The organism is Pseudarthrobacter sp. 01T43, from assembly GCF_056398665.1.
Genome location: NZ_JBFTPV010000032.1, coordinates 1 through 23,724, shown reverse-complemented (window position 1 = coordinate 23,724; position 23,724 = coordinate 1). Strand labels below are relative to the sequence as shown.

The window sequence follows — 23,724 nt, the reverse complement described above, 5'->3', positions numbered from 1 at the left end:
CTGACCCACCTCCCCGACCGCACAACCAAGGAACCCCAGTGGAACACCCCCGGCAGCGGGGCCGGCTAATCCGGCATGCCACGAACCCCAGCCCGTCCGGCCAAATCAAATCCCCGGATCCTCAACGAGCGCGTCGGTGGATCGAGGCTAAGTCGGGCGCCACGACGCTGTGGCGCCCCGGACAACCATAGACGAAATGTGATCCATGCAACACACTTGCCGGTGTTGGGTTCGGTCGCCGGCCCCGGACCCGGGACAGCCGCCGTGTCCCGGCTGTGGCTGAGTGCTGCAAGGCTTGGGTGTCGATGAGGCTGCAGGGGCGGTTGGTTTCTCCTCGGTGGCGTGCAGGGCCCTCAAGCCGCGTGGTTCCTGGCGGAATTGGTGACTCTGCTCGGAAGAGGACGTCTTCCGCACCGCCGGAGCATCGCAGCCGGTGCTTCTGACGTTGGGTGTGCGATCGGTGACTCTTTACGGTGCCGTCGACTATCTGGACAGCGCAGCCGTGGCCGCGTTTTACAAGCATGACGGTCCCACCACCTCAGCCCGGGGAACGCCGTTGTCTCACCACTGTGGCAACCGCAATGAGCACGGCGGCGGCGCCTAAGCCCAGCCTGGCCACCAGCTGACCCTGTGGTTCGGCGCCGGTGAAGTACATCATTGCCAGCACGGGGGCGATGGGGGTGAACTCGTAGCGCCGGCTGAGCACCACGAACGGCAGGAGCAGCAGGGCGTACCAGGGGTAGCTGGGCGAGACGAGCAGCAGCGTCCCTCCGACCATGAAAACCTGACCGTCCCACGGCCGGGCGGCGTCGGTGGTCCGCCAGACATACACGGCCAAACCCATCAGCAGCACCAGTGCCGCCGGTGCCGCCCAGTTGGCCGAGAACACCAGCTTCAACAGTGTGAAGCGCGGGCTGTCCGCACCGTCGTAACCCTCCGATTTAAGGTAGGTGGGCAGATAGCCCAGCACTGCCCAGCCGCTGGCGAGGACATACGGGACGTACGCAACGGCAAAGGTGGCTACCGCCGCGGCCACAAAACGGACCGGACGGCGGTAGAGCAGGGCCGGGGCACTGATGGCGGGAATAAGCTTGGTGGCTACCGCCGCCCCGAAGGCCACCCCGGAACCCAGCGTGCGCCCGCCCACCAGCAGCAGCGCAGCGGTTAGGGCGAGGGCGGCGCCGAGGGCGTCCACGTGGGCGCCGTTGATGGCTTCAAAGGCCACCAGCGGGGACCACGCCCACCACACTGCCTGGTGTGCCGGACGGCCGGTGCGGCGCAGGAACGCCAGCAACAGCACCGTCACGGCCAGACTCAGCAGCAGCCCGGCCCCTTGGAAGGCAATGAACCCCACCTCGGCACCGGGGATGAGCCGGACGGCGAGGAAATAGAGTTCCGCCACGGCCGGATAGACGGTGGGCACGGCGGCCCGGTTGATGGCAGAGCACAGGGTGCCGCCGCCGGGAATGTTGGTGGTGGTCTCCGTGCCGGTGGGAAAGGGGTTGGTATGGCAGGTTCCGTCCGGTCCGGCATCCTGGAACAGCCATCCCGGTCGCAGCGGCCGCAGCGCCTCATCGGCCGGAACATGGGCGTAGGGGGAAATGCCCGCCTTCTGGACGATGCCGTCCCAGGCGTAGCGGGCGGAGTCATTGCTCGTGGCCGGTGGGGCAGAAACCGCCGCGATACCCAGCAGCACTGAGCCCATCAGAACGACGGCGGCCGCATGCCGGGCAGGGATCCGGCGTGCCATCAGGGCGGCCGGGAAAAAGAGTGCCCAGGCCGCCAGCGTGCCAAGGGGTGACACCCACTCCGCTGTCGGATCGGTGCTGACGGTCCACCAGACAGCACCGGCCAGCAATGCCACCAGCGCCATTGCCGCCACTGTCGAGCCGGGCCGCGGCGGACCGATTGCGCCCCGGCCGTTCCCCGCCAGCCCGGGCGCCGGGCTGCCATGTGCACGGCGGGGTGTTGGTTCGCTCACCTCTTGATCCTGCACCACGTGCGGGCCAGTGGGCCATGGAACCACAGGAGCGTTCCCGTTTCGTAAGGTCTGGCCCGGGACTGGGCACTGGCCGCAGTGGTCTGATTTGGGTATGGACAGATTGACCACCCTTCTCCAGCAGCGGATGGATTCGGTGAACAGACGGTTTTCGTCCGGCTTGCGAAGCAAACGGCTGACGGTGGTGCTGGGCCGCTGGCTCGGCATTGCGTTCACGGTCTGCTTTTTGACCGGACTCTTCAGCCACCTACTCCAGGATCCGCCCGGCTGGATGTTTTTCCTGACACGTCCGGTGTGGCTGTATGCGGCCACACAGGGTATCCACGTCACCACCGGGATAGCTTCCATCCCGCTGCTGGCTGCCAAGCTTTGGTCCGTGTTTCCCGAATTGTTGCGCTGGCCGCCGCTGAAGTCTGTGGTGCACGGCCTGGAGCGGGCCTCAATAGCACTCTTTGTGTCCGGTTCGCTGGTGGAAGTCACCATCGGATTGCTCAACACCTTCCAGTGGTACCCCTGGCCGTTCTCCTTCAAGGACGTCCACTATTGGCTGGGCTGGGTGATCATTGGGTCCCTGGCGTTACACATTGCGGTCAAACTGCCGCTCATCCGCGCACACTGGAGCCGCCGATCGGAGGCGGCCGCCATCACGGATGCTGCCGCCGAACCAGTGCCTGCCAGCGAAGCGGCGCCGGCGCGCGAAACGGTTCCGGCTGCCACGGCGCCTGCAACCGGGCCCGGGTGGAGCCGCAGGGGGTTCCTGGCGGCGATCACCGCCGGCACCGGCGTCGTTGTTCTGACGACGGCGGGCCAATCGTTCGCGTGGCTGGCGGGCCTGAACCTCTTCGCGCCCCGCCGGATGGATACGGGCCCGCAGGCCGTACCGATCAACAGAACCGCGGCCCAGGCCGGCGTCGAGGGTGCTGCGCTGGCCCCCGACTGGGTACTGACCGTGTCCTCGGGATCGGTGCAGAAGACGTTTACACTGGCCCAGCTGGCCGCGCTGCCCCAGCACAGCTACGGGCTGCCCATCGCCTGCGTGGAGGGTTGGAGCCAGGGCGCCCAATGGCGCGGTGTCCGGATCCGGGACCTCATGGCCATGGTGGGGGCGCCGGTGGACGCCGAGCTACAGATTTCCAGTCTGGAACAGGGCGGCGTCTATGGGCGCTCGTTCATGCCCGCCGCGTACAGCCAGGACGAGAAGGCCTTGCTGGCGCTGGAACTCAACGGGGCGCCGCTGGACCTTGACCACGGTTATCCGGCACGGATCATTGCCCCCGGCCGGCCGGGGGTCCTGCAGACCAAATGGGTGCACAAAGTGGAGGTGGTCTGATGCGGCTGCCATTGATGGGTCCGCCGGTGACGGTGGAGCGCGGAACATTGTGGTGGGTACGGGCAGCCCTGGGTGCCCTGGGCGTGACCGCCCTCGGCTATGCCCTTTTCGGATTCCTGGCCAATGTGCCGCTTGCCCAGTTGATCGGCCTGGCAGCCTGGCTTGCCGCAGCATTGGTGGTGCACGACGGCGTGCTGGTCCCGTTGACAACGATGGCAGGCGCCGGTTTGTCGCGGCTGACGTATGGGCTGCGCCCCGCCCAGCAGGGGATAGTGCGCGGTGCCCTGCTGGTAGGGGCGGTGGTGACCCTGCTGGCGGCCCCGCTGATACGCGCCCAGCAGGTGCTCCAGCCGGCCGGCCCCGGAAGCGGAGCCAACGATACCGTCCTGCCGGGGGAATATGTTCAGGCCCTGGGCATCTTCTGGCTCGTTTTGGCGGTAGCCGCCGCGGTGGCAATTGCCGCCGTCGAACTTTACGCCCGCCGTTCCAACGTCAGGAAGACCCGGCCCTGAACCGTCCGCGTGGCGACGGCCGCGAACCCGGCCCGGACCGCATGGGCGGCTAGCGCCTTCGCGCCGGCGCGGGCCCAGGGAAAGGCGGCGCTGGTGCGTCCGGCCGAATCCTCCAGCACGGCGAGGTATGCCACGTCGAGGGAATCGGGGGTTTCGGCCTCTGCAAGAACGTGACCGCCCGGTGCCAGCAGTGCGGCAACACGCTCCAGCAGCACCCGTATGTTCCCGCCGATGCCGATGTTGCCGTCCAGCAGCAGGGCCGAAGCCCAACCTCCCTCGTGCGGGACCGGGTCAAAAATGGAGCCATGGATCGCCACTGCGCCGCGGCTGGTGGCCAACCGCACCGCGGGAGCGCTCGAGTCCACACCCATTGCCATCAAGCCCAGTTCCCCGGCAGCGGCCAGCATCCGGCCAGGGCCGCAGCCCACATCAAGAACCGGCCCGCGAAGGGTGCTCAGCAGCTCGCGTTCGCAGGCGGTGGCCGGGGCGGACCAGCCTTGCATGCTGAAGTGGACCGGCCCGATGGGTTCCGGGCGGGCGGATTCCGGGCGGAGGGTCAGGTGCCCCATGCCGAGGGACAGGCTGCCTGCGTACGGCTCGTGTCCTCCTTGGCCAAACAAGGCGACAGGGATGCTGCCGCCAGCAGATTCGCCGACCGCCCAGGGGCCGGTATCGATGGCAGTTGTTGATGTGCGCATCACCAGGCCGCCTCTTCGATGAGTGCGTCGGCCGGGACCGGAGCCGGCACCCCCGCGGCCGGGAGCCCCAGGCCCAGGCGGTCAACCGCGCGGGCAAACGGTGTGCCGGAACAATCGCGGGCGGCGGCCACGGCGTCGGCGAAGTGGTCCACGTCCGTCAAGGTGGGCAGCATACCCACAGCCAGGCCGGCGCTGGCCAGCCGGGCCAACTGCTGCGCGCCGGTCTGCGGGGTGGACATTTCCACGCCCCGGACCAGGCCGCCGTCGGGCCGGTGAAGGCCCAGGGCCCAAAAGCCGCCGTCCGTTGCCGGGCCGATCCAGGCGTCGTGGCGGGGCGTCGGGGCGGACCAGTCCGCCACCAGCCAGGCGAGGAGTGTATGGGAAAGCTGGGGCGTGTCCATGCCCAGAATCAGCAGCGGGCCATCAACCAGCGAACAGATGGCCGCCAGCCGTTCGTCCAGCCGGCCGCCGCTCTGGGCAACCACTTCAAAACCCGCAGCGTCCCTGCGGTGCGGCGTCCCGTCAAACACCAGCAACCGCCTGGCCGCGGGGAAGGACCGCACCGTCTCCAGCGTCTGACTGAGGCTGGTCTGGGCCAAGGCTGCCGCCTGCGCAGGCGTGAGCGGTGGCGTGAGGCGCGTCTTGGCTTTGCCTGGGATGCATTCTTTGGCGATGACCGCGATGGTGAGGTTCATGGCGTCGCTCCCGGGGCTTCGGCGGGATTTCCGCCCGCGGCCGGTCCACCGGCGCCCGTCCCTGGCGCCCACCGCGAGGCGGCGGCCAGCTGTGCCCTCATGTCCTTGAGTGCTGTCAGGGTTCCATTCACCGTGCCGGTCACCTTGGACTTGCCCAGGCGCGGCGCATAAGCGACCGGGACCTCGGCCACGCGCCAGCCATCCCGGTGGGCCTTGAGGAACATTTCCAGCGGATAACCGCTGCGCCGGTCGGTGAGGTCCAGCTCCAGCAACGCAGTGCGCCGGGCCAGGCGAAGCGGGCCCAAGTCCGTGACGGGGATTCCCGTGAGCCGGCGCAGCCGCCGTCTCAGGACGAAGTTGGCCAGCCGGGCATGGACCGGCCAGGCACCGCGGTCCGGCCGCCGGGCGCCCAGCACGAGATCGGCACGCCCGGTGCGCACCAGCTCCAGCATCGGGGCCAGTTGGGCCGGGTCCAGGGAACCATCGCAATCGCAGAACGCCACAAACTCCGCCGTGGCAGCCACCAGACCAGCATGGGCCGCCGCACCGAAGCCGCGCCTCGGTTCATGAACGACGGCGGCCCCCAAACTGGCGGCCAACGTGCCGGAGCCATCGGTGGAGCCGTTGTCCACCACTATCGCCCGGTATCCGGGCGGCAGGGCCCCCAACACCTTGGGAAGGGCCGAAAGCTCGTTTAGGCAGGGCAGCACGACATCCACCAGCACGGCGGGTGCGCCCCCTGCGTCGTCGTTCGACCCGCCGGGCGTATCGGATCCATCGCGCGAATTGCTCTGCTTTTTCTCCACCCTTCGACCGTAGAATCCGCGGGCCCGGCGCGGCAGGTGGAAATCCTTACGGAACCGGGACGCTTGCCCTCCGGCAGCCCTCTACAGACCCAAAGCGGCGTCCACGAACCTATGCTGGGAACGTGAATAGTGTCCAGCCCGACGCGGACGCCGGGGACGTTGGCAACCGGCGCATCCTTCTCGTTGAAGACGAGGCCACCATCGCCCAGGTGGTACACGACTACCTTGTGCTGGCCGGTTTCCAGGTGGATATGGCAGGCGATGGGTTCAGCGCCCTGCACCTGGCCCGGACGCACAACCCGGACCTGATCATCCTGGACCGTATGCTCCCTGGTCTGGACGGGGCGGAGGTATGCCGGCGCATCCGGCTCACCCAGTCCATGCCCATCATCATGCTCACCGCGCTGGGCACCGAGGACGACCGCATCCTGGGCCTGGAAATGGGCGCTGACGACTACGTCACCAAGCCCTTCTCGCCCCGTGAGCTGGTGCTGCGGGTGAAGTCCGTGCTGCGCCGCAGCATCAAGGAATTCACCCCGGAACCGCCCGTGGAGCTGGCCGGCTTTGCTCTCAACCCGGCCTCGCGCATTGTCAGATACCGCGATAAGAACCTCACCCTGACAGCTAGGGAATTCGATCTTCTGGCGTTCTTTCTCCGCCGCCCCAACCAGGTCTTCAGCCGCGACGTACTCATCAAGGCCGTCTGGGGCTGGGACTTTGGCGATCTCTCCACGGTGACAGTGCACGTGCGCCGGCTGCGCGAAAAAATCGAGGCCAACCCCACCACGCCCGTGCTGCTGAAAACGGTGTGGGGCGTGGGGTACAGGTTCGACGACGGCACGGAGCCGGCCAGCCATGACTAGCGGCGATCTGTTCATCATTGTCACGGTGGTGCTGTCATGGGCATTGGCCATCGGCGCTGTGACTGTGGTGCTGCAGCGACTGCTCGGCAGGACCTCCATTGTGGTGCAGATCCTGCTCGTGGTCCTGGCCACCATTGCCATCCTGGTGGCAGGGATGGTGAGCGCCTTCAACGCCATGTTCATCTCGGAGGCGGATCTTCAGGTGATGTGGTTCATCCTGGCCATCGCCTCGGTCGTCGCCACAGTGGTCGCAGTGCTCCTGGGAGTAGGGCTGGCAAGGAACACCAACCGCCTGGCCGGGGACGCGGCCAGAATCGGCCGCGGAGAGCCCGTGGCACCGCAACGGAAAATGACCTCGGAACTGTCCGCGTTGGCCGCCGAACTTGCTGCCACCAGCCACAAACTCGAAGAATCCAGACAACGGGAGCAGGCAGCGGAGGCTGCACGGCGCGAACTGGTGGCCTGGGTTTCCCACGACCTGCGCACCCCGCTGGCCAGCATGCGCGCCATGGCCGAGGCGCTGGAGGACGGCATTGCCGAGGACGTGTCCGGATACCACCAGCGAATCATCGGCCAGACCGACCAGATGGCCGTGCTCGTCAATGACCTGCTCGAGCTCTCCAAGATCCAGGCTGGAACCTTGGTGCTGGACCACCGGCCCTTGGACCTGTACGACGTCGTCAGCGACGCAATAGCCGACCTCGCCCCCGTCGCGGCCGGCCGGGCCATTGCCATCAACGGCGACGACGTAGCCCCCACTTTGGTGGCTGCCGACGGGGCGTCGTTGTCCCGGGCCATCCGCAATGTTCTCCTCAACGGCATTCTGTACAGCGCCCATGGCAGCACCGTGTCCATTGCCGTGACCTCCGCCGCTGGCGAGGCGGTAGTAGAGGTGCGCGACGGCTGCGGCGGGATCCCGGCGGAGGACTTGCCCCGGATGCTCACCGCGGGCTGGCAGAAGGACACCGGGCGCACCAAATCGCGCTACAGCGGCGCCGGGGTTGGCCTAAGCATTGTCCACGGCATCGTGCAGGCCCACGGTGGCGCCCTGGAGGTTGCCAACGTTGAGGGTGGGTGCCGGTTTCGGTTGCGGATCCCCGCCGGCCAGGAGAGCCTGGGGCCGGCCGTCTAGGGCAGTTCCCCACGCAGCGGGGCGGTGGCGAACTCGCGCATGCCGTCCTCAAACCTGCGCCGCGGAGCCCAGCCCAGTTCGGCCCTGGCCCGCGCAGAGCTCGCGGTGATGTGCCGGACGTCGCCCAACCGGAATTCCCCTGTGAACACAGGGACCCGGCCGCCGCCAACAGCGCTCAGCGCCCTGGCCATCGCACCAATGGTGTGGACCTCCGAGGCTCCCACGTTGTAGGCCCTCATACTGCCCGGCGCCGTGGCCCAGCCTGACACTAACGCCTCAACGGCGCACAGATTTGCCTCCGCCACATCCGCCACATGGATGAAGCTGCGGCGCTGGCCGCCGTCCTCGAACACCCGCGGCGCCTCACCACGGGCCAATGCCGACCGGAACAGGCTGGCCACGCCCGCATAGGGGGTGTCTTTGGGCATCCGGGGGCCATAAACGTTGTGATACCGCAGGGCGGCGGCAGTCCCTCCGGTTGAACGTGCCCACGCCGACGCCAGGTTTTCCTGGGCCAGTTTGGAGGCGGCATAGACGTTCCGCGGGTCAAGCGCCGCGTCTTCGGTGACCAGCACGGGTAACAGGAGCTCGCCGGTGGCAGGGTCCCGGGGATCAAAGATTCCGTTCTCCATGTCCTCCACGCGGCGCGGGCCGGGCCGCACCAGCCGGCCGGACGAGTCTGTGTAAGCGCCCTCGCCGTAGACCACCATGGAGGAGGCCAGCACCAGCTTGTCCGTGCCGGCCGACGCCATGCCTGCCAGGAGCACGGCCGTGGCCAGGTCATTGTTGCGGATATAGTCCGGCGCATCGGAGAAGTCGACGCCGAGGCCCACCTTGGCGCTCTGATGGACAACGACGTCGATCCCCTCCAAAGCCGCAGCAACGGTGGATGCATCGCCAACGTCGCCCACCAGCAAGGACGCGCCGGGATTTGCTGGGGGCCGGTCCGGATGCACCGCCGGATCCAGCGAATCCAGGATCCGGACCTCCCAGCCGTGGGCAAGGGCGGCCTCGACGATGTGGGCGCCAATGAAACCGGCTCCGCCCGTGACCAGAATCCTCACCGGGTATCCCGCGGCGTGCCGGGGCGGACGGGGCTGGAGGCGCCCATCACCGTGGCCACGGCGTCGGCGGGCATGAGGGCCATCCGCGGGTATCCGCCGTCGTCCGCCGGCTCCACGCCGGCCAAACCCCCGGACACTCTGTGCACCGCGGCAGACAACACGGCCAGGATTCGCGGCTGCGCGGCAGCCAGGCGGCCGAGCACCAGCTCTGCGGTTACGGGTTCGGAACCATCGTGGCCGGTGTCGGCGTCAGTAATGAACGCCAGCGCGGCGAAATGCATGTTCAGTTCCGCCGCCAGCACGGGCTCGGGGTATTGGGTCATGCTGACCAGGTGCGCACCGGCCTGGACCAGGGCTGCGGACTCGGCCACAGTGGAAAAGCGCGGCCCGTTGATGACGGCCACGGTGGCTGTCGGTGCGAAGTCTTCGCCCTGCAACTCCAGGGCGGCGATGAGTGCGGCGCGCAACGGGGCGCTGTAGGGCTCGGCAGCGGGCAGGTGCTGCACACCGGTAGCCAGCGAGCCATCATAGAAGGTGTCCGCCCGGCCCCAGGTCCTGTCCAGAAACTGGTCAGGTACGGCAAAGGTGCCGGTTCCGTGGCTGGGAACCAGTCCGCCCACTGCCGCGGAGGAGATGACAGCCTCCACCCCCATGCTCTTGAGGGCCCAGAAGTTGGCACGGTGGTTGATCTGCTGCGGGGCAATGCTGTGTCCGCGGCCGTGCCGGCTCAGGAACGCGACGACCGGACCGTCCGAGCCGCCTGTGCCGTCCCGTACAGCCAGCCGGGCAAGGGTGACAGGGCTGGAGGGCTGGCCGAACGGCGTCGCAGCGTCCAGCATCTCCAGCACGTCGGCGCCCGGGAGCCGGTACAGGCCGGTGCCGCCAATAATGCCGACGCGGGCGAGGGGTTCCGAGGGGTAGGCCATGACCCCATCATGCCAACCCGGCAGCAGCCGACGCGGGTGGAATCCTTACAAGTCCCGAACGCGGGCGCTGGGATGGACGTACTATTCGTCTGAAAGGCGGCATCACGTCTCTATTCGCGGAAAGACATGACGGTCCGGGAAGATCGGCGAAGTCATCAGAGTCAGCCCGACCCGCCGGCGACACTAATCAAGACGGACCCCCGGCACATCCCGCATCGTCACCGCAAAAAGACGCCCCGACCGCCAAACACCGCGACGCCTAACATTCCTGGTGGAGCCAGATACACCCGTCCGGCCGGGGCCAAGAAAGATTGACATAGTCAGTTTCGAGATCTTTTATGGCAAGGGTGAAGATTTTGAGGTCGATAGCCCGGAATTCGTACACCTCGTGCATGTACGCCTCAAGTTCCAACGGTTCTGCCTCGCCGCCGTTGGCGCAGTACCGGAGCCACAGTTCCCCGAGGGTTGTTTCGTCTTGTTCGATCGTGGTTCGCGCTGTTCGCCGTGGATCTTCCGCCATGACTAACCTCATCATTGGTGGCGGGCTACGACCGCCGCTCCTCGGGAGCGTACCTCCTGCATGAGACGTTCTTCATGCTTCCAGAAACTACCCTTCGAGTCACCAGTTGTTCCCCGTTGACCATTTGGCTTCTGGGATCGCAGCGTCCCGCGGCCGCCGCCTGTGTTTCGACGATTTCCCTGGCCGTTTTGCTACTGCCCTCTAAGAGCTTGCGGTAAGGATGCTTCGTATCGTTGTCATCCTCTTCGGGGATGACCTGATTGGTGATCAGGTCACCGCGGTCGGTCCAGCACAATGGTGGGTGCGGAACGTTTGGCGGAGCTTGCCGCCGGCCTGGAACGGTCCCTCCGAATGGATGCTTATCAGGTTGAGCCTGCCAGGCTATTGCCCCAGTTGGCAGCGGCCAACATGACAGCAATTACCCCATGCGGTGAACAAGCCACTTACCTGCTGCTGAAACTCGTTGCAAACCGGTAGATGCCGCTTCACCGGCGACATCACCGTGCCGGGGGAACAGGTCACTCTCGACGTGGACGTCTCGGCCCGCTATGGCTACCGGCTCCCGAACCTAGCCGAGTCCCTACGCCGGGAACTTGACACCGCCCTGGCCACTCACTCCGATCTCAACATCGCCGCCGTCAACATCACCATCACCGAGCTCCAGCTACCCCCGCGGAACGAAAGGACAGGACCATGACCAACACCGCCCCGCTCCATAGTCTCATCCTGTCCTTGGACGGCGTCGACACCGTTTACCCCGCCGACCCAGCGTGGAGAACCACCGCCCGCCGGGTCCGAACCGTTCTCGCCACCGACAACCGTCCTTCCGGACTGGAATACGTACGCCTCACCACCGACAGAACATCAACGAATCTTATGGTCCGGGTCGGCGCCGACGGCACCGTCCCGACCGCACAGCTCGCACGCACCATCGCCGCGGCCCTCCGCGACGCCCTCGGCCATGAGGCTTTCCCCCAAGCCCTGAACGTCACCATCGAAATCAGCTCCATCCAGTACCAACCCCCGCAGGCCAAGCGGGTACTAACACCGGCGCAGGAGAGTCTTTCGCTTCCGCGCGGATGAACATTGGGTTATCCGGGAGATGATAGCCAGGACCGGGAAACTCACGACCCCATACCGCCGCCTCCCCCACGCTTCCCTCAACTACTCCGGAGATGGCCGTCGATGCCTGATGCTGAAACATTCACCTTGGCCCTCACCTACACCGGAACGCTGGCAGTAGCTGCCCTGATGTTCGTCGGCCAACTCGCTGCCTACACCATCCTTCTGGCTATCGCCGGGATAGTCAGGCTCCTCACCCTCCCCGTCCACACGCAGAAACGACGGCAGAATAAATAACCCGCGGCTACTGAGCATCGGACGGTCCTCGGCTGACGTGCTGGAGCTGCGGGGGAACTCCTGAAGGCCTCGAATTCGTGGCCTTCATCTACGGCGTGTTGATGCCCAGGGAGATGGACCTCTAACTGCGTGAGCGTGCCGTGCGGGACGAGCCGTCACTGGTGGCCCATGAGATTTACGGGCCGACGGACACCCCGCAGGCCTTCAGCCACTTTGCCTTGATCACCAAGGCATTCCAGCTTCACCACGGCCTGGCCGATCAAAGCAACAAAACAGTCCACAGGCGGACGAGGCGAGAAGGTGATGCCGGCCGGCCGGAAGGCCATCGCGCGGCAGTCCACGGCGGCGCGCCAGCAAGCCTAAAATGGCTCCATGGTGCGTACCCGGCTTTACCGCAACGGACAGCTTGAACGCGAGGATGTCCGGTTAGAGGAATTGGACGGGCTCTTCGGCGAGGACGAGGTGACGGTGTGGGTCGATTACACGTCCCCGTCAGCGGATGATTTGGCAGGTATTGAAAAAGGCCTAGGGCTACACCGCCTCGCAGTGGAGGACGCCGTCCATGAACACCAGCGGCCCAAACTGGACCGCTACCCCGGGCACCTTTTCCTGGCTGCCTATCACACCGAACTGGACACCGGGTCCAATGAGCTGAAGGTCTCTGAGATCAAGGCGTTCATCACTAAACATGCCCTGGTCACGGTGCACGGACCGGAGATGGACCCGGTGCAGCTCATGGCGCACTGGGACGCCGAACGGGACCTGGCCGTGCACGGGACATCGTTTCTGCTCTGGGGCCTGCTGGACCTGATCGTGGACGGACACTTCGATACCGTGCAGGAACTCGACGCCCGGATCGATTCCCTCGAAGACGTCCTTTTTGATGACCACGCACCCGATCACCAGCTGCAGCGCAGTTCTTTCGAGCTCCGGAAATCCCTTGTCCGGCTCCGCCGCGCGGTCCTGCCGATGCGGGAGGTCCTGAACACCGTCCTGCGTCGCGACCTGGAGGTCCTGGATCCTGCCATGCAGCCGTTCCTCCAGGACGTTTACGACCACGTCCTGCGGGTCTCGGAATGGACCGAAACCCTTCGGGACCTGATCACCACGATCCTGGAAACCCACATCAGCATCCAAGGCAACCGGATGAACCTAGTGATGAAGAAGGTCACCAGTTGGGCAGCGATCATCGCCGTCCCCACCGCGGTCACGGGTTTCTTCGGGCAGAACGTACCGTTCCTGGGCTTCCAGTCCCCCCTTGGCCTCGTGCTCTCTTTGACCCTGATCATCGTTGCCTCGACAGGGCTCTATCTGAGCTTCAAGAGGAAAGAATGGATCTGACGGAGAGGGCCGGCCCGCGCAGCAGCGCGGCGAAATAATTCTGCCTGCCTCGTACGGTACCCAGCTGCTGGGAGCCGTTCAGCCTTTCGAAAGCAGTGCCTCATATGTTTAGACCATCCGCCACACTTGTCATCCACTGTCGGTCGCCGCACGGCTCTCAGTACCCTCGGCGCATCCTTGGTTGCAGGGCTCAGTGCCTGTGCGATGCCGGATACGGGGCCTGCCGCACTACCCCGCCCCAGTCCCTTCGCCCGAAGCATCCGCGGCCGCCACAACCCCGTCGCCTACTGCAACCACGCGGACCCGAAAGAGCTTCGTTCCGGGTTACCGGCTACCGCCCGTCCAAGGCGGACTCGCCCCGTCATCACAGGATCCAAACCCAACATCGGGTGGTCTTCCTTACCATCGATGACGGTGTCACGAAGACTCTGCAGATGCCGGCGCTCATGGCGGCCTCCGACCTTCCCGCCACATTGTTCCGGACCCGAGACTTCAACAGGGACAATCCGGGCTTCTTCAGAAGCTTCCAAGCCCAAGGCAGCCTCATAGAAAACCAAACGGTCAGCCACAACATCAACATGGCCACGCAAATGTCGTACGCCCAGCAACTGACCGAAATTAAGGCGATCCAGGACTACGCCCAGCAGCAGTTCGGGCGCCGGGCCGCCTTGTTCCGCCCACCACAGGCGGTGCCTACTCCAACACCATGCGAAGGCCGCCGCCGGGATCAAGGTCATCATCACCTGGGAAGCCAAGGCCAACGCCGGCCACATGGACTACCAGATCGGTAATACCCTGCGGCCAGGGGACATCGTCCAAACGCATTTCCGACACGAATACGCCGCCGACCTGGCGGCATTCCGGCAGGCCCAGGTTGCTGCCGGCCTCGAGGTCGTCCTCCTCGAAGACTTCCTCGGCGTCGCCAGAGCCAGGGGCCACTGCGCCCCGGATTCTGCTGCTCCGACTGCACTTGAAGACGAACATTTCCGAAAAGGCTGGCCCAGCCACGCCGCTACAGGCAGCTTTGCGCACAGTGTCCTTAGGAACCGACTATTACTGCAGTCGCGTCTATCTTTCTTCTCACCGGCGCTAAACAAACACCGCCAAAAAGCACTCAGGTCTACACTCGTGCGTCTGACACGACAAGTGAGGCTCCCTCACTTCTTGCCAAAGGATCGTATTTGAGATGCCTGTGATCGGCCCCAATCGTCTGCCGCGCCGGTACCGGGGCGCTCATCCCGCATCAGTCGGTGCAGACGTCTTCGGATGCAATTCGTGGGTGGCCAGGGACCCATACGGTAGGAACGGGCTTGCAGGGATTGTCCGGGCCCGGAGTTGTACGACGTGCCTGAAGCATCGGTGAGGAATCGGATGGCTGAAGTGATTTGGTGGATAGGCTTTTCAGTGGGTGTGCTCATCCTGGTCTGGACGTGGACGAGTGTGATCGGGACTCTGATCGTGCCGCGTCAGCATAAGGACAGACTGTCCGCTGCAGCGGCACTGCTGGCTAAGGGGATTTTTGCTGTCGCCCGTCGTCCGATCAGGACTTATCCGCGATTGGACACACTGCTTGCCTGGCAGGCACCGATGTCTTTGTTCATCAGGCTCGGGCTGTGGATGTTGTTGTTCTTCGTGTCTTTCGCGCTGATGATTCTTCCTTTTGTCCAGGGCGAACCGGGCCGCGCCTTCAGTGAGGCGGGTTCGGCTTTGTTCACCCTTGGCTATGCGCCGCCGGATGAGCTGGGGAACACGTTGTTGGTGTATTCGGCTGCCTTCACGGGCCTGGTCGTCATCGCACTGCAGATCGGTTACCTGCCTACCCTGTACGCGGCTTTCAACCGTCGGGAATCCGAAGTCACCCTACTTGTGTCGAGAGCTGGCTCCCCGGCGTGGGGCCCGGAGCTCCTGATCCGAACCCGGTTCGGGCTGTCGACTGTGGACAGTACTGCGGAGCTAGGGACGCTTTACGGCACATGGGAACGGTGGGCTGCGGAGGTTGCCGAGTCGCACAGCACCTATCTGACTCTCTGCACCCTCCGGTCGCCGCTGCCGCACTCGAACTGGCTGACGGCGCTGCTCAGCGTCATGGACAGTGCCGCGCTGCAACTCTCCCTGAGCCCGGGCACGGCTCCGACCCTCAGGGCGCGACTGCTCCTCCGCATGGGATTTTCCTGCCTGAACCAGATCGCTCACGCGCTATCCATTCCCGTCGTGGAGGACGTTGACCCGGACGYAGAGACCAAACTGACGTTTGCCGAATTCAACGACGCCGTCGAAATGCTCCGGTCGGTTGGATACCCGGTGGAACACTCAGCGGAACAGGCATGGCCGCACTTCCGCGGATGGCGACTGAACTATGAAAACGTTGCCTATCGGCTGGCTTACGCCATCGACGCACCCCCGGCCCTTTGGAGCGGGACCCGCAGGCTGGTGACGGCCCCCATCCCGCCGAAACGGCCCGCCAACAGGGTCTCCTCGGATGCCCAACCGGAAGATCCCCAACTCGACATCCGCGGCCCCGAATAGAAGCCCACGCCGTCGATGGTCAGCCCCGTCTTGGTACCACCCGCGCTTTGGGTTCGCCGCCTGGCGGCCCATCTCGCCCGGCGGAGGATCTGCGCCGCGCCACGCACGCTGAAGACCCGGTCGCCTTCCAGCGCGGGCTCAGCCTCAAACTCGGCTCGCCCGCATCGCTAAAGGAGTTGGGCCTGAGCGAGGGACTCGGTGGAGACCGTCGTGCAGATGCCACCCGCAACCCTTCTGCCACCCCCGCCCCGTCACCGCTGAGGGCATCCGTGCCCTCGTCACCGCGGCCCTCAACGGCGAATCTGTTCATATGGCGTCTCTAACTTCGTGGCCTCTGCGGCTGCAGCCCATTAGGGAGGCAACGCCAATTCCGGATCGTCGTTTCATTGCCGCAGCCGGATGGAATCTTGACAATCCGAGGGGACACCGCGGAGGGCCCTGTCCGCGAAGCAAAGGCAAAGGTCTTCGAACGCGCCACCCGCAGGTGTTGGCAGGCCCTGGCCCTGGCCATAGATGCCAAACTCGGGGCGGCGGAGTCAGGCGTTGCCACCCTTGAATCCGAGTTCTTAGCCCATGTCGTACTCCCCGGGAACCGGACTGTACTCGACGAACTCCAACCGGTAATTGACTCCGCCTACCGGTCCGGCCGGCACCCCTCATTCGGTCATAGTGCGGCCCCGTCTTTCCCCTGACAAAGTTACGCCGCGAGAGCGGGTAGCTGCATGGGATCCGCGTTGCAGACCGCCACCTAGCGTTGTACATGGACCAGTTCCGAGGCCAGCCGAGCCGTGGATTCGGCGTGTGCGCTGGACGTTGGGCTCCTTCTTGCAAAATGAAGTCATTACTTCCATTTAGGTCGACATCTCACAAAAGGGACCCCCGGCGTCATGCCGCCCCACTCCCCCACCCCCATGAATGACCAGAAGCATCTTCGCTGTTTGTCATTCTGATCCCCATCATCGCTGGGCGGGACCTCCGCGCAACCAGGGCGCGATGCGCCGATCCCGACCCAAAATTTCGTTCGGCGCTCCTGACGTCCCTTAGCTCCTCACGAAATTCTGGCCCGCTCCCGGTTCCCCAAGTTGCACTCCGGCCCCTCAAACCCAGCGCTTACTCCGCTATCAGAACCACGCACAAATCGACAGACACATTCGGTGCCGGCCAGTCGCTGAAGGAGAAGGAACATGGAACCCATGACCATCAAAACCCCCGCCGACGTCCTCAGCTTCATCGGCCACACCCTGGGGTTTTGGCCCCACGAAAGCCTCGTGTGCATCACCCTCGCCAACAACCACGTCGGGGCAACCCTCCGCGTCGACCTGCCGAAGCCAAGCACCGAAAACAGCTACGCAAAGATCGTGCCCGGCTACCTCAGCCACGACACCAGCGCTGAAGGTGTGCTCTTCGCCGTCTACACCTCGGAACCAAGCAGCGGCGACCACAAGCCACACGCGGCCACCATCGCTGCGCTCACGGGCGCCCTGGCCGAGCGAAGGCTCATCATCCGGGAAAGGACTCCTCGTCGGAGACCAGACAGTGTCCCAGTACGACGTCGACCCCCAGACGGGCGCCCGGCTCCCCCTGAGTGCCACCCAATCCAGCCAAATCAACGCCGAATTCGTCTACCGCGGCAGCACCATCGAACCCCACCGACCGCATCACCCTGCCGGCCTCCGCAAACGAAAGCCGCACGGCGAACGCCGTCGCTGACCGCGTGAAATGAATACACGGAATGAACGCGGGCGTGCCCTCGAGCAAGCCAAGACGCTTTCGGAAGGCATGTCAGACGCGAGCCGATCCTGACCGAGGTCATGATGGGGAAGCGATCACAACATAGAGAGGACTTCCACCGCCGGGCCAGGTCATGCAGCCTACTCCGCAAGCGACAATGAATAGATAACAAGCGTCAAAACCATCGGCCAAGCAGGCAAGGAGCACGCCGGCCACAACAACGGCCACCACCAAAAAAGGCCCCGAAGGGGCCCATAAGTGAACAGCTTGTGCACACTCAGAGGCCCACAAGCCCCTGAAGAGGGAAAACACGTGCCCGAGGTGGGACTCGAACCGGACTCCGTCCCTTGCAAACAATGGGAACTCCCGGAAACATCGCCAATCCGGCCCGATCCGCCCCCAGTAGGAGCCAATCCTCCGCCCGAAGTGTGCACAATGTGCACACCCCAAAATTGGCCGTTCTGCGCAGCCCGCAACACCAACCGCGCTTCCCCACTGAGGGGGCGCGGTTTGTCTTTGCGCTGGCAAAAGTGTGACACCGGCCGGGTTCGCGCCGACCCACGTTCTGACTGATGCCTCCCGCGAGGGACCGAGCACCAAGTGACCGGCAGAACCACCTAACTGCGAAAGCCTCCATGTGGCTACCCCTCCTTCACCCATCTCATGAGCTTCTGGGCATACACCCGCATGACCGGCCGCGACCATCCGGCCTCGCACCAGGACCATTTCCGCCACGTCGGAAGCGTGCTGGCGCCACCCTGCTCAGTTGCGCTGATTCGATGCCCTCGCAACAGTACGCTCGGCCGATGACCGGATCCAGGCAGCACCAGACCACGCTTCAACCGGACGAAAGGTCCCTTATCGGCGTTCGATGACCTGTGATTCAGGGTGTGATTGGCATGTTTATCCGCAGTGGTTTCCATGGGAGCATTAAGGCATGACAGCTGTTGGAGGAGCCCGTGGTGGGCTGAAGGCGCATCAGGATTCGATCCGGCTTCCCGACGACGTGCTGGTCCGGGACCTGCGGGACATCCTCGGGGCGAAGCTCGTTGCGTACATCGGCTCGGTGAAGGAAACGCGTGCCGTGCGTCAGTGGGCCGACGGCGAACGGAAACCCTCAGCCGAGGTGCTGACGCGGCTGCGGCATGCCTACCACGTGGCTGCGATGCTGGCCGAGCGCGACTCCCGGTCCGTGGTTCAGGCCTGGTTTCAGGGCATGAATCCCCAGCTGGACGACGTGCCGCCGGCGCGGTTGCTGCGCGAGGGCCAGGTCGAGGACGCCGCGCAGGCGGTCCTCGCCGCGGCCAGGGCATTCGCGGCGGCAGGCTAACAGGTGGATCCTGAAGGACAACTGGCAACAGCTACTGCTGACACCCGCGTATGGCGTATCGGTTTCCGCACCGAGCCGGACGCGTGGAGCGGCTGGGAATGGGCAACGGACGGCAGGTTCCCCGGCCGGTGGGATGACCTGCACGGAAACTTCCGTACCGTATACGCAGGCTCCAGCCTCAGGGCCTGCCTGCTCGAGGTGCTGGCCAGCTTCCGCCGCGACGCCCGTCTGGCCATGGAACTGGACGAGATCGTCGAGGACGACGAAGATGCTGTACTCCACCCAACCCTGGCGTCCGGGCAGGTCCCCCGGGATGGCTCGACGCCCGCGCAGCGGCGTCCGCCGAACTTACCGGCACTTACTGCGCTGTGACGGACTCCCGGTCCATCGCTGTCCTTCATCCGCACTTTATCGGCGTGGCTCTCAGCCTCGGATTCTTAGACCTGGACGCTGCAGCCTTGAAAGACGCCCGGCCACGCCGACTGACCCAGGTAATCGCCGCTTGGATCTACGAGACAACAGAGCTCGACGGGGTTACCTTCGCATCGCGCCATGGCGACGACCTGCGGCTCTGGGCAATCTTCGAACGACCAGACGACCCCTACGTCACCCCGAAGCTAACGCACGTCAGGCCCGAGGAACTGCACCACGACAGCGATGCGATCAACGACGCCTTCCGGATGCTCGGCCTGACGTGGAGGAGTGAATAGGCCGCTCCCCCGCCACTCGACGCCCTAGCTTTACGAAATCTGCATTGTCGGCGTTTAAAATGGCCGGGGGGAGGCCAAGAATTGGGCTTAATTCCACCGGCACGTGGCGGGGAACTGTGCGGCGCGGACGCCTGCCCACTTTGGGCGGCTGGCTTGAAAACCTTGTCGGGTCGTCTTAGCCTGCCGTACCATCAGAGAACTTCGCAGGTCGGGCGTTTCAGGGCCGGGCATCCCTGGTTGCTTTCTGCGGGGTCGGAACTGTGGTTGCAGCTGGGATCTGCCTTTGGCACTCATGCAATATAGGACCCCATAGACAGGCTGAGCTCATGCCTAATCCGGAAGTACCTTATGAAGACGGGATGAAGATTGGGCTCGGGTACAACCGCTTAACGGGAGCCGTCCTACCCTCGCCGGCTGTTCAAGGACCATCCATTACTGCGTTGCAGGGCGCCGGCGGGCAGCAGGTTTCATCGGACTGCGTGACCATCCAGGACGTCGAATCCCTCCACAAGTCACTGGGCGTGTCGGTGGAGGCCGGGGGCTCGTACCTTGGCGTATCGGCCAGCGCCAAGGTTGATTACGTCAGTTCCTGCGATTTCTCGAGCTTCTCCACGTACGTTGTCGTGCGGGTCAGCGTGCAAAACGCTTTCGAAAGCCTGGACTCCCCCGCATTTTCTCCTGACGCAGTAGAGCTCCTCACCAATAACTACCCGGAGCGGTTCCGTCAGCGGTTCGGTGACGAGTACATAGCCGGCGTCAAAACCGGCGGGGAGTACTTTGCCATCTACCAGCTCACAAGCACATCGCAGGAAGAGCGTGAGAGCCTCTCCGTAGACGTCCACGCTGCGTTCAATGCGGGCTTAACGTCCGCCGAGCTGAACGTGAAGATAAACAGTGCGACGGCCCATACCCAATCACACCTGCAGGTTCAGGTTCATGTCTTCCGCCAGGGAACGATCAGCCAGGCGGACCTGAACCTCGAAGACATCATGAAGACTGCACGTGACTTTCCTCCCGGAGTTTCCGGCGACAGGTCCTTTCCCTACGCCGTCATGCTCCAAAGCTACGACGCCCTGAAAAACCCGAATGACGCCTTCAACTTCATTGAGACCCAGAACCAACAGGACGTTCTTGCCGACCTGGCCAGGAAGCGGTTCGAGTTCCTCACACTCCGTGATGATTTCGCCTACATCCTCAAACACATCGACGATTTCCAGAACGCCGACGGGTCATCCGTTGACCGGGGCGCCGCCAATGCCGCCCGGCTGCAGGTCGTGGCGGCGATCAACACCATGGAACAAGAAGCCGCGGCCTGCTCCCGGAACGCTGGCAAGTGCGCGTTCACGCCGTTCGATACGGGAGCATTTGAAAAGCCGGTACTGAAACCGGGCGCGAAGGCGCACATAACCGTGCCGCTTTTTGTGGGCCTCACCATGACCGAAGCGTTCGCCCTGGCCGACCAAACAGGACTGCAGGTCGTCGAACACCAAATCACCGGCCCGGACGATACCCACTCAGGCAACGGTTGGCAGCTCATGATCGCCGGGGAAACCGACGAGAACGGAAATGTCTACCCACCGCATTCGTGGGACCAGGTCGTGGTGACGTACCAATACACTCCTCCCGGCTCGGCGGTTGCTCCCGGAAGCGCGGTGGAATTGTCCGCCGACCTGGCCCCGGGAGTGGTGTGAGGACTCGGACTTACCGGCCTTTCCGGACGATTCGGAGTGGCCAGAATTGAAGGTTTTTACCCAAGACAAAGGAGTGGCAATGCCTGCATGCGCACGAACTAATGTTTCCCTCGCCGTGGCCGCGGATGGAAAATCCTTGCTTCAGCTGAGGACCGGCGCTGAGTCATGACGACGGAAAACCCTTATGGTACCGACAATGATCAAGGCGCGGCATGGACGCTGGGCTACCAGCAAGGCTACGACGATCCAGAGGTGGACCATACCCCGCCGGTAGCTGCGGAACTTATCAATGCCTTCCGTGAAGGCGAACTTGCGGGCCGGGACGATCGACGTTCCGAAGTGCCGATAGGTCCACCGACTGCGGACAGCGTTCCGACCTCCGATTCTGATTACACCTGGTTCGAGTCCGCGCCGGACGGCGTCCTCATTCCTGTTCCTTCCGAGGCGCCGGCAGGAAACGCCATACGCCCGGACGCCAAAATCACTGTCAGCCCGCTCCAAAGCAGCGGCTACTACGTTGCGATCTACAATGCGCCTCCCGAGGAGGGCAGCCACGCTGACGACCTGCTGAAAGAGATCATCACGGAGGCAAGCATCACCAGGTTGGAACACCTGCTCGGTGACGCAGCAGCCACCCAGGGCAGCAAACTCCTGAAATTCGGCGGTCTCTTTATCAGCGTTGCCATCTCCGTATTCACCTCATCGCCTGTGCTGAAGGAAAGCCTGATGCTCAGCAGGCTAAACGACGGTACCGCGATCACCTATGCCGTTCTCGACCCTCAGACTTAGCCCTCGAGGTCGAAGTCCAGGTCGAGATCTTCCAGCGGGCCCAGTTCCCGCCAGGTTGACCCGACACGAGCCGCGCCGAGGGTCGCCGCAATCGGCATCCGGCCCACGGCCACCAGTAGTCGAAGGTCCAGGCCAGTCAGTTCGGCGAGGTCCCTGATGGGCATCTGGAAGGTCCGGGACGGCCCCAGCGGCGGGCGTCGTCAACGGCGCCGGGCCGGGGCACATCCGGCAGGTCAGCGAGTTGCGGGGTCTGGTCCACGACGTACCCGGTGGCGGCGAGCTCGCCATGATGGATGAAGACGGCGACCTTGAAGTACCGCAGCGGGATGTCCACGCCCCGGTAGACCGGATAGAGGGCGCCGAAGATCGGGCCGGTGAAGACGACGATCCTCCGGCTGTTGTCCGTTGCGTAGTCCTGGAGGTAGGACTCCATACCCAGCCACAGTTCCAGGCCCTGGTTGAACTTGGCCGCCTGCGGTGCGGCGTTGGTGTAGTGGAAGGTGTCCTCGTTCGCCTGAGCAGCCTCGGCGGCCGTGTCGCCCCAGACGGCCGAGGGCCGCCGGACCAGGTGCCCGCGGTCGATGTCATTGCGGGCATAGACCCGCTCCCCCGTCTGCTGGTCGGCAGGGAGGCGGGGATCTAGCCGCCAGTTGATCCCGGCGCGGGCCAGGTCAATGAGTTTGGTGTTGTCGATCCCAAGCCCGGTGACGGCTGCGAGGCGCTTGTCCGGGCGCATCAGCACCGCGAAGTGCCTGTACTGCAGCAGTACCGTCTCAGCGCCGGCCAGCTCCGGCAGCGGCACTGACACGCACAGGAAGTTCTCATCGTAACCGGCCCTGCCGGCCAGGTCTTCGATGGCAGCAGTAGGAGTTATCAGCAAAACGACGGCGACGGCTTCGGGTCGCGGTGAATGAAAGGTTCCGCGTGGAGTTCATGCTGCGAACCCGCAGCGAGTTCCCCGAAGGACTCGACGTCCTCGAAGTCAAGAAGACTGTGCCCGGCCTTCACTCAGACGGGACCGTAACCACCATCTGGCAGGTGAAGAGAAAGGGTTCAACCTTCCGCCTCAGGTGTTCCTGACCCCGACTCCCGCCAACAGGGCCCTCGCTCCATACGAACGCAGCAGGTGTATATCTCGACAAGGATTCCCGTTGAGGGATCGCTTACCGGGCGTCGGTCCACCGGTATCTTCGCGAGTAAGCGGGAATGCCATAGGTTGGAGTCAAAGTCGATCAAGCGGACATGGCAGGCAAAGGCGTGACAAGCTAATCGTGCTTCAGCGCGGTGAGCAGGATCCGCCACTTGGGCCGGTGGGGGAAGGTAATGACTTCGAAGTTGCCGTCGGCGGATTTGTCGTCGGCTTCGAATAAGCAGGCACAGGGCAAGCCCAAGCCGTTGGCATATGCCCTTCGTTCCCCCGCTTCCATGGTGGGCAGCGGTGCGGTTCAAAAACAATCGTCTTTGGAGACCCAGTGCCCATGGCGTGACAGGCGGCCTCCTGGTGGGACTCGGCCTGGGCTGGGCCATGTTGGCTGCGTTGTCAGTCCGGTTCACTAAGCCTCGATCCACCGACGCGCTCGTTGAGGATCCGGGGATTTGATTTGGCCGGACGGGCTGGGGTTCGTGGCATGCCGGATTAGCCGGCCCCGCTGCCGGGGGTGTTCCACTGGGGTTCCTTGGTTGTGCGGTCGGGGAGGTGGGT

General features: G+C 64.5%; 26 protein-coding genes. 16 read left to right on the top strand and 10 right to left on the bottom strand.

The window, feature by feature from the left end; translation table 11 throughout:
• Nucleotides 1–538 precede the first annotated feature (538 nt).
• Nucleotides 539–1,981: a glycosyltransferase 87 family protein gene (locus AC1DIM_RS18565; protein ID WP_477711973.1), complete on the bottom strand. Its 1,443-nt coding sequence runs from the start codon at nucleotides 1,979–1,981 to the stop codon at nucleotides 539–541.
• Between the two features lie 112 nt (nucleotides 1,982–2,093).
• On the opposite strand from AC1DIM_RS18565, the gene AC1DIM_RS18560 reads away from it, so the two are divergent.
• Together AC1DIM_RS18560 and AC1DIM_RS18555 are read left to right on the top strand one after the other, a co-directional pair.
• Nucleotides 2,094–3,329 carry a molybdopterin-dependent oxidoreductase gene (locus AC1DIM_RS18560; protein ID WP_477711972.1) on the top strand — a complete coding sequence of 412 codons (1,236 nt, stop codon included), beginning with the start codon at nucleotides 2,094–2,096 and terminating at the stop codon, nucleotides 3,327–3,329.
• Nucleotides 3,329–3,841, top strand: a complete 513-nt coding sequence (locus AC1DIM_RS18555) for a hypothetical protein (RefSeq protein WP_477711971.1) — start codon at nucleotides 3,329–3,331, stop codon at nucleotides 3,839–3,841. Before AC1DIM_RS18560 ends, AC1DIM_RS18555 begins: the two co-directional genes overlap by 1 nt.
• Here AC1DIM_RS18555 and AC1DIM_RS18550 read toward each other — a convergent pair.
• Genes AC1DIM_RS18550 through AC1DIM_RS18540 form a run of 3 tightly spaced genes read right to left on the bottom strand, consistent with a single transcriptional unit; the run spans nucleotide 3,802 to nucleotide 6,040 of the window.
• Nucleotides 3,802–4,539: a methyltransferase domain-containing protein gene (locus AC1DIM_RS18550; protein WP_477711970.1), complete on the bottom strand. Its 738-nt coding sequence runs from the start codon at nucleotides 4,537–4,539 to the stop codon at nucleotides 3,802–3,804. The genes AC1DIM_RS18555 and AC1DIM_RS18550 overlap by 40 nt on opposite strands.
• Nucleotides 4,539–5,234: a TIGR04282 family arsenosugar biosynthesis glycosyltransferase gene (locus tag AC1DIM_RS18545; protein ID WP_477711969.1), complete on the bottom strand. Its 696-nt coding sequence runs from the start codon at nucleotides 5,232–5,234 to the stop codon at nucleotides 4,539–4,541. The genes AC1DIM_RS18550 and AC1DIM_RS18545 overlap by 1 nt, the downstream gene beginning before the upstream one ends.
• A complete protein-coding gene (locus AC1DIM_RS18540; protein ID WP_477711968.1) occupies nucleotides 5,231–6,040 on the bottom strand; it encodes a glycosyltransferase family 2 protein in 810 nt (269 codons plus the stop codon). The genes AC1DIM_RS18545 and AC1DIM_RS18540 overlap by 4 nt, the downstream gene beginning before the upstream one ends.
• 122 nt (nucleotides 6,041–6,162) lie before the next feature.
• Here AC1DIM_RS18540 and AC1DIM_RS18535 point away from each other — a divergent pair, with 122 nt between their 5' ends.
• Nucleotides 6,163–6,903 (top strand): response regulator transcription factor, encoded by a 741-nt coding sequence (locus tag AC1DIM_RS18535; RefSeq protein WP_477711967.1) that lies wholly within the window; start codon nucleotides 6,163–6,165, stop codon nucleotides 6,901–6,903.
• On the top strand, nucleotides 6,896–8,035 hold the full coding sequence (locus AC1DIM_RS18530; protein WP_477711966.1) for a sensor histidine kinase: 1,140 nt from the start codon (nucleotides 6,896–6,898) through the stop codon (nucleotides 8,033–8,035). The genes AC1DIM_RS18535 and AC1DIM_RS18530 overlap by 8 nt, the downstream gene beginning before the upstream one ends.
• Here AC1DIM_RS18530 and AC1DIM_RS18525 read toward each other — a convergent pair.
• Nucleotides 8,032–9,099 carry an NAD-dependent epimerase/dehydratase family protein gene (locus AC1DIM_RS18525; protein ID WP_477711965.1) on the bottom strand — a complete coding sequence of 356 codons (1,068 nt, stop codon included), beginning with the start codon at nucleotides 9,097–9,099 and terminating at the stop codon, nucleotides 8,032–8,034. The genes AC1DIM_RS18530 and AC1DIM_RS18525 overlap by 4 nt on opposite strands.
• The gene (locus AC1DIM_RS18520; RefSeq protein WP_477711964.1) at nucleotides 9,096–10,025 is read right to left on the bottom strand and encodes an MTAP family purine nucleoside phosphorylase; all 930 of its coding nucleotides are present in this window, start codon (nucleotides 10,023–10,025) and stop codon (nucleotides 9,096–9,098) included. Before AC1DIM_RS18520 ends, AC1DIM_RS18525 begins: the two co-directional genes overlap by 4 nt.
• 983 nt (nucleotides 10,026–11,008) lie before the next feature.
• Here AC1DIM_RS18520 and AC1DIM_RS18515 point away from each other — a divergent pair.
• The 5 genes from AC1DIM_RS18515 (at nucleotide 11,009) to AC1DIM_RS18495 (ending at nucleotide 14,036) form a co-directional block, all read left to right on the top strand.
• Complete coding sequence (locus AC1DIM_RS18515; RefSeq protein ID WP_477711963.1) at nucleotides 11,009–11,242, top strand: Asp23/Gls24 family envelope stress response protein; 234 nt, start codon at nucleotides 11,009–11,011, stop codon at nucleotides 11,240–11,242.
• Nucleotides 11,239–11,628, top strand: coding sequence for a hypothetical protein (locus AC1DIM_RS18510; RefSeq protein WP_477711962.1), 390 nt, complete (start codon nucleotides 11,239–11,241; stop codon nucleotides 11,626–11,628). Before AC1DIM_RS18515 ends, AC1DIM_RS18510 begins: the two co-directional genes overlap by 4 nt.
• 102 nt (nucleotides 11,629–11,730) lie before the next feature.
• On the top strand, nucleotides 11,731–11,904 hold the full coding sequence (locus tag AC1DIM_RS18505) for a hypothetical protein (protein ID WP_477711961.1): 174 nt from the start codon (nucleotides 11,731–11,733) through the stop codon (nucleotides 11,902–11,904).
• Nucleotides 11,905–12,276: 372 nt separating this feature from the next.
• Complete coding sequence (locus tag AC1DIM_RS18500; protein ID WP_477711960.1) at nucleotides 12,277–13,245, top strand: magnesium transporter CorA family protein; 969 nt, start codon at nucleotides 12,277–12,279, stop codon at nucleotides 13,243–13,245.
• 104 nt (nucleotides 13,246–13,349) lie between these two features.
• The gene (locus tag AC1DIM_RS18495) at nucleotides 13,350–14,036 is read left to right on the top strand and encodes a polysaccharide deacetylase family protein (protein ID WP_477711959.1); all 687 of its coding nucleotides are present in this window, start codon (nucleotides 13,350–13,352) and stop codon (nucleotides 14,034–14,036) included.
• Here the strand turns inward: AC1DIM_RS18495 and AC1DIM_RS18490 are convergent.
• The gene (locus tag AC1DIM_RS18490) at nucleotides 13,939–14,184 is read right to left on the bottom strand and encodes a hypothetical protein (protein WP_477711974.1); all 246 of its coding nucleotides are present in this window, start codon (nucleotides 14,182–14,184) and stop codon (nucleotides 13,939–13,941) included. The genes AC1DIM_RS18495 and AC1DIM_RS18490 overlap by 98 nt on opposite strands.
• 432 nt (nucleotides 14,185–14,616) lie before the next feature.
• Here AC1DIM_RS18490 and AC1DIM_RS18485 point away from each other — a divergent pair, with 432 nt between their 5' ends.
• The 7 genes from AC1DIM_RS18485 to AC1DIM_RS18455 all read left to right on the top strand — a co-directional run bounded on the left by AC1DIM_RS18485 (nucleotide 14,617) and on the right by AC1DIM_RS18455 (nucleotide 22,022).
• Entirely contained in the window at nucleotides 14,617–15,771 is a 1,155-nt protein-coding gene (locus tag AC1DIM_RS18485; protein ID WP_477711958.1) for a hypothetical protein, read from the top strand.
• 1,184 nt (nucleotides 15,772–16,955) lie between these two features.
• Nucleotides 16,956–17,489, top strand: coding sequence for a DUF4192 family protein (locus AC1DIM_RS18480; protein WP_477711957.1), 534 nt, complete (start codon nucleotides 16,956–16,958; stop codon nucleotides 17,487–17,489).
• Nucleotides 17,490–18,439: 950 nt separating this feature from the next.
• Entirely contained in the window at nucleotides 18,440–18,832 is a 393-nt protein-coding gene (locus AC1DIM_RS18475) for a hypothetical protein (RefSeq protein WP_477711956.1), read from the top strand.
• Nucleotides 18,833–18,835: 3 nt separating this feature from the next.
• A complete protein-coding gene (locus tag AC1DIM_RS18470) occupies nucleotides 18,836–19,204 on the top strand; it encodes an RES domain-containing protein (RefSeq protein WP_477711955.1) in 369 nt (122 codons plus the stop codon).
• A 44-nt stretch (nucleotides 19,205–19,248) separates the two neighbouring features.
• Complete coding sequence (locus AC1DIM_RS18465; protein ID WP_477711954.1) at nucleotides 19,249–19,542, top strand: hypothetical protein; 294 nt, start codon at nucleotides 19,249–19,251, stop codon at nucleotides 19,540–19,542.
• A 479-nt stretch (nucleotides 19,543–20,021) separates the two neighbouring features.
• Nucleotides 20,022–21,233: a PASTA domain-containing protein gene (locus AC1DIM_RS18460; protein WP_477711953.1), complete on the top strand. Its 1,212-nt coding sequence runs from the start codon at nucleotides 20,022–20,024 to the stop codon at nucleotides 21,231–21,233.
• A 165-nt stretch (nucleotides 21,234–21,398) separates the two neighbouring features.
• A complete protein-coding gene (locus AC1DIM_RS18455) occupies nucleotides 21,399–22,022 on the top strand; it encodes a hypothetical protein (protein WP_477711952.1) in 624 nt (207 codons plus the stop codon).
• Here the strand turns inward: AC1DIM_RS18455 and AC1DIM_RS18450 are convergent.
• The 3 genes from AC1DIM_RS18450 to AC1DIM_RS18440 all read right to left on the bottom strand — a co-directional run bounded on the left by AC1DIM_RS18450 (nucleotide 22,019) and on the right by AC1DIM_RS18440 (nucleotide 23,413).
• Entirely contained in the window at nucleotides 22,019–22,186 is a 168-nt protein-coding gene (locus AC1DIM_RS18450; protein ID WP_477711951.1) for a hypothetical protein, read from the bottom strand. The two genes, AC1DIM_RS18455 and AC1DIM_RS18450, sit on opposite strands and share 4 nt — an antisense overlap.
• Nucleotides 22,159–22,902: a DNA/RNA non-specific endonuclease gene (locus AC1DIM_RS18445; RefSeq protein ID WP_477711950.1), complete on the bottom strand. Its 744-nt coding sequence runs from the start codon at nucleotides 22,900–22,902 to the stop codon at nucleotides 22,159–22,161. Before AC1DIM_RS18445 ends, AC1DIM_RS18450 begins: the two co-directional genes overlap by 28 nt.
• 385 nt (nucleotides 22,903–23,287) lie before the next feature.
• Nucleotides 23,288–23,413 (bottom strand): hypothetical protein, encoded by a 126-nt coding sequence (locus AC1DIM_RS18440; protein ID WP_477711949.1) that lies wholly within the window; start codon nucleotides 23,411–23,413, stop codon nucleotides 23,288–23,290.
• Between the last annotated feature and the right edge of the window lie 311 nt (nucleotides 23,414–23,724).

What these genes read in the sequence shown, in the direction of transcription:
- AC1DIM_RS18475 (WP_477711956.1), top strand. Translation starts at nt 18,440, where the DNA reads ATGACAGCTGTTGGAGGAGCCCGTGGTGGGCTGAAGGCGCATCAGGAT.
- AC1DIM_RS18500 (WP_477711960.1), top strand. Translation starts at nt 12,277, where the DNA reads ATGGTGCGTACCCGGCTTTACCGCAACGGACAGCTTGAACGCGAGGAT.
- AC1DIM_RS18560 (WP_477711972.1), top strand. Translation starts at nt 2,094, where the DNA reads ATGGACAGATTGACCACCCTTCTCCAGCAGCGGATGGATTCGGTGAAC.
- AC1DIM_RS18520 (WP_477711964.1), bottom strand. Translation starts at nt 10,025, where the DNA reads ATGGCCTACCCCTCGGAACCCCTCGCCCGCGTCGGCATTATTGGCGGC.
- AC1DIM_RS18505 (WP_477711961.1), top strand. Translation starts at nt 11,731, where the DNA reads ATGCCTGATGCTGAAACATTCACCTTGGCCCTCACCTACACCGGAACG.
- AC1DIM_RS18450 (WP_477711951.1), bottom strand. Translation starts at nt 22,186, where the DNA reads ATGCCCATCAGGGACCTCGCCGAACTGACTGGCCTGGACCTTCGACTA.
- AC1DIM_RS18545 (WP_477711969.1), bottom strand. Translation starts at nt 5,234, where the DNA reads ATGAACCTCACCATCGCGGTCATCGCCAAAGAATGCATCCCAGGCAAA.
- AC1DIM_RS18530 (WP_477711966.1), top strand. Translation starts at nt 6,896, where the DNA reads ATGACTAGCGGCGATCTGTTCATCATTGTCACGGTGGTGCTGTCATGG.
- AC1DIM_RS18510 (WP_477711962.1), top strand. Translation starts at nt 11,239, where the DNA reads ATGACCAACACCGCCCCGCTCCATAGTCTCATCCTGTCCTTGGACGGC.
- AC1DIM_RS18480 (WP_477711957.1), top strand. Translation starts at nt 16,956, where the DNA reads ATGGAACCCATGACCATCAAAACCCCCGCCGACGTCCTCAGCTTCATC.
- AC1DIM_RS18550 (WP_477711970.1), bottom strand. Translation starts at nt 4,539, where the DNA reads ATGCGCACATCAACAACTGCCATCGATACCGGCCCCTGGGCGGTCGGC.
- AC1DIM_RS18555 (WP_477711971.1), top strand. Translation starts at nt 3,329, where the DNA reads ATGCGGCTGCCATTGATGGGTCCGCCGGTGACGGTGGAGCGCGGAACA.
- AC1DIM_RS18495 (WP_477711959.1), top strand. Translation starts at nt 13,350, where the DNA reads ATGTTTAGACCATCCGCCACACTTGTCATCCACTGTCGGTCGCCGCAC.
- AC1DIM_RS18455 (WP_477711952.1), top strand. Translation starts at nt 21,399, where the DNA reads ATGACGACGGAAAACCCTTATGGTACCGACAATGATCAAGGCGCGGCA.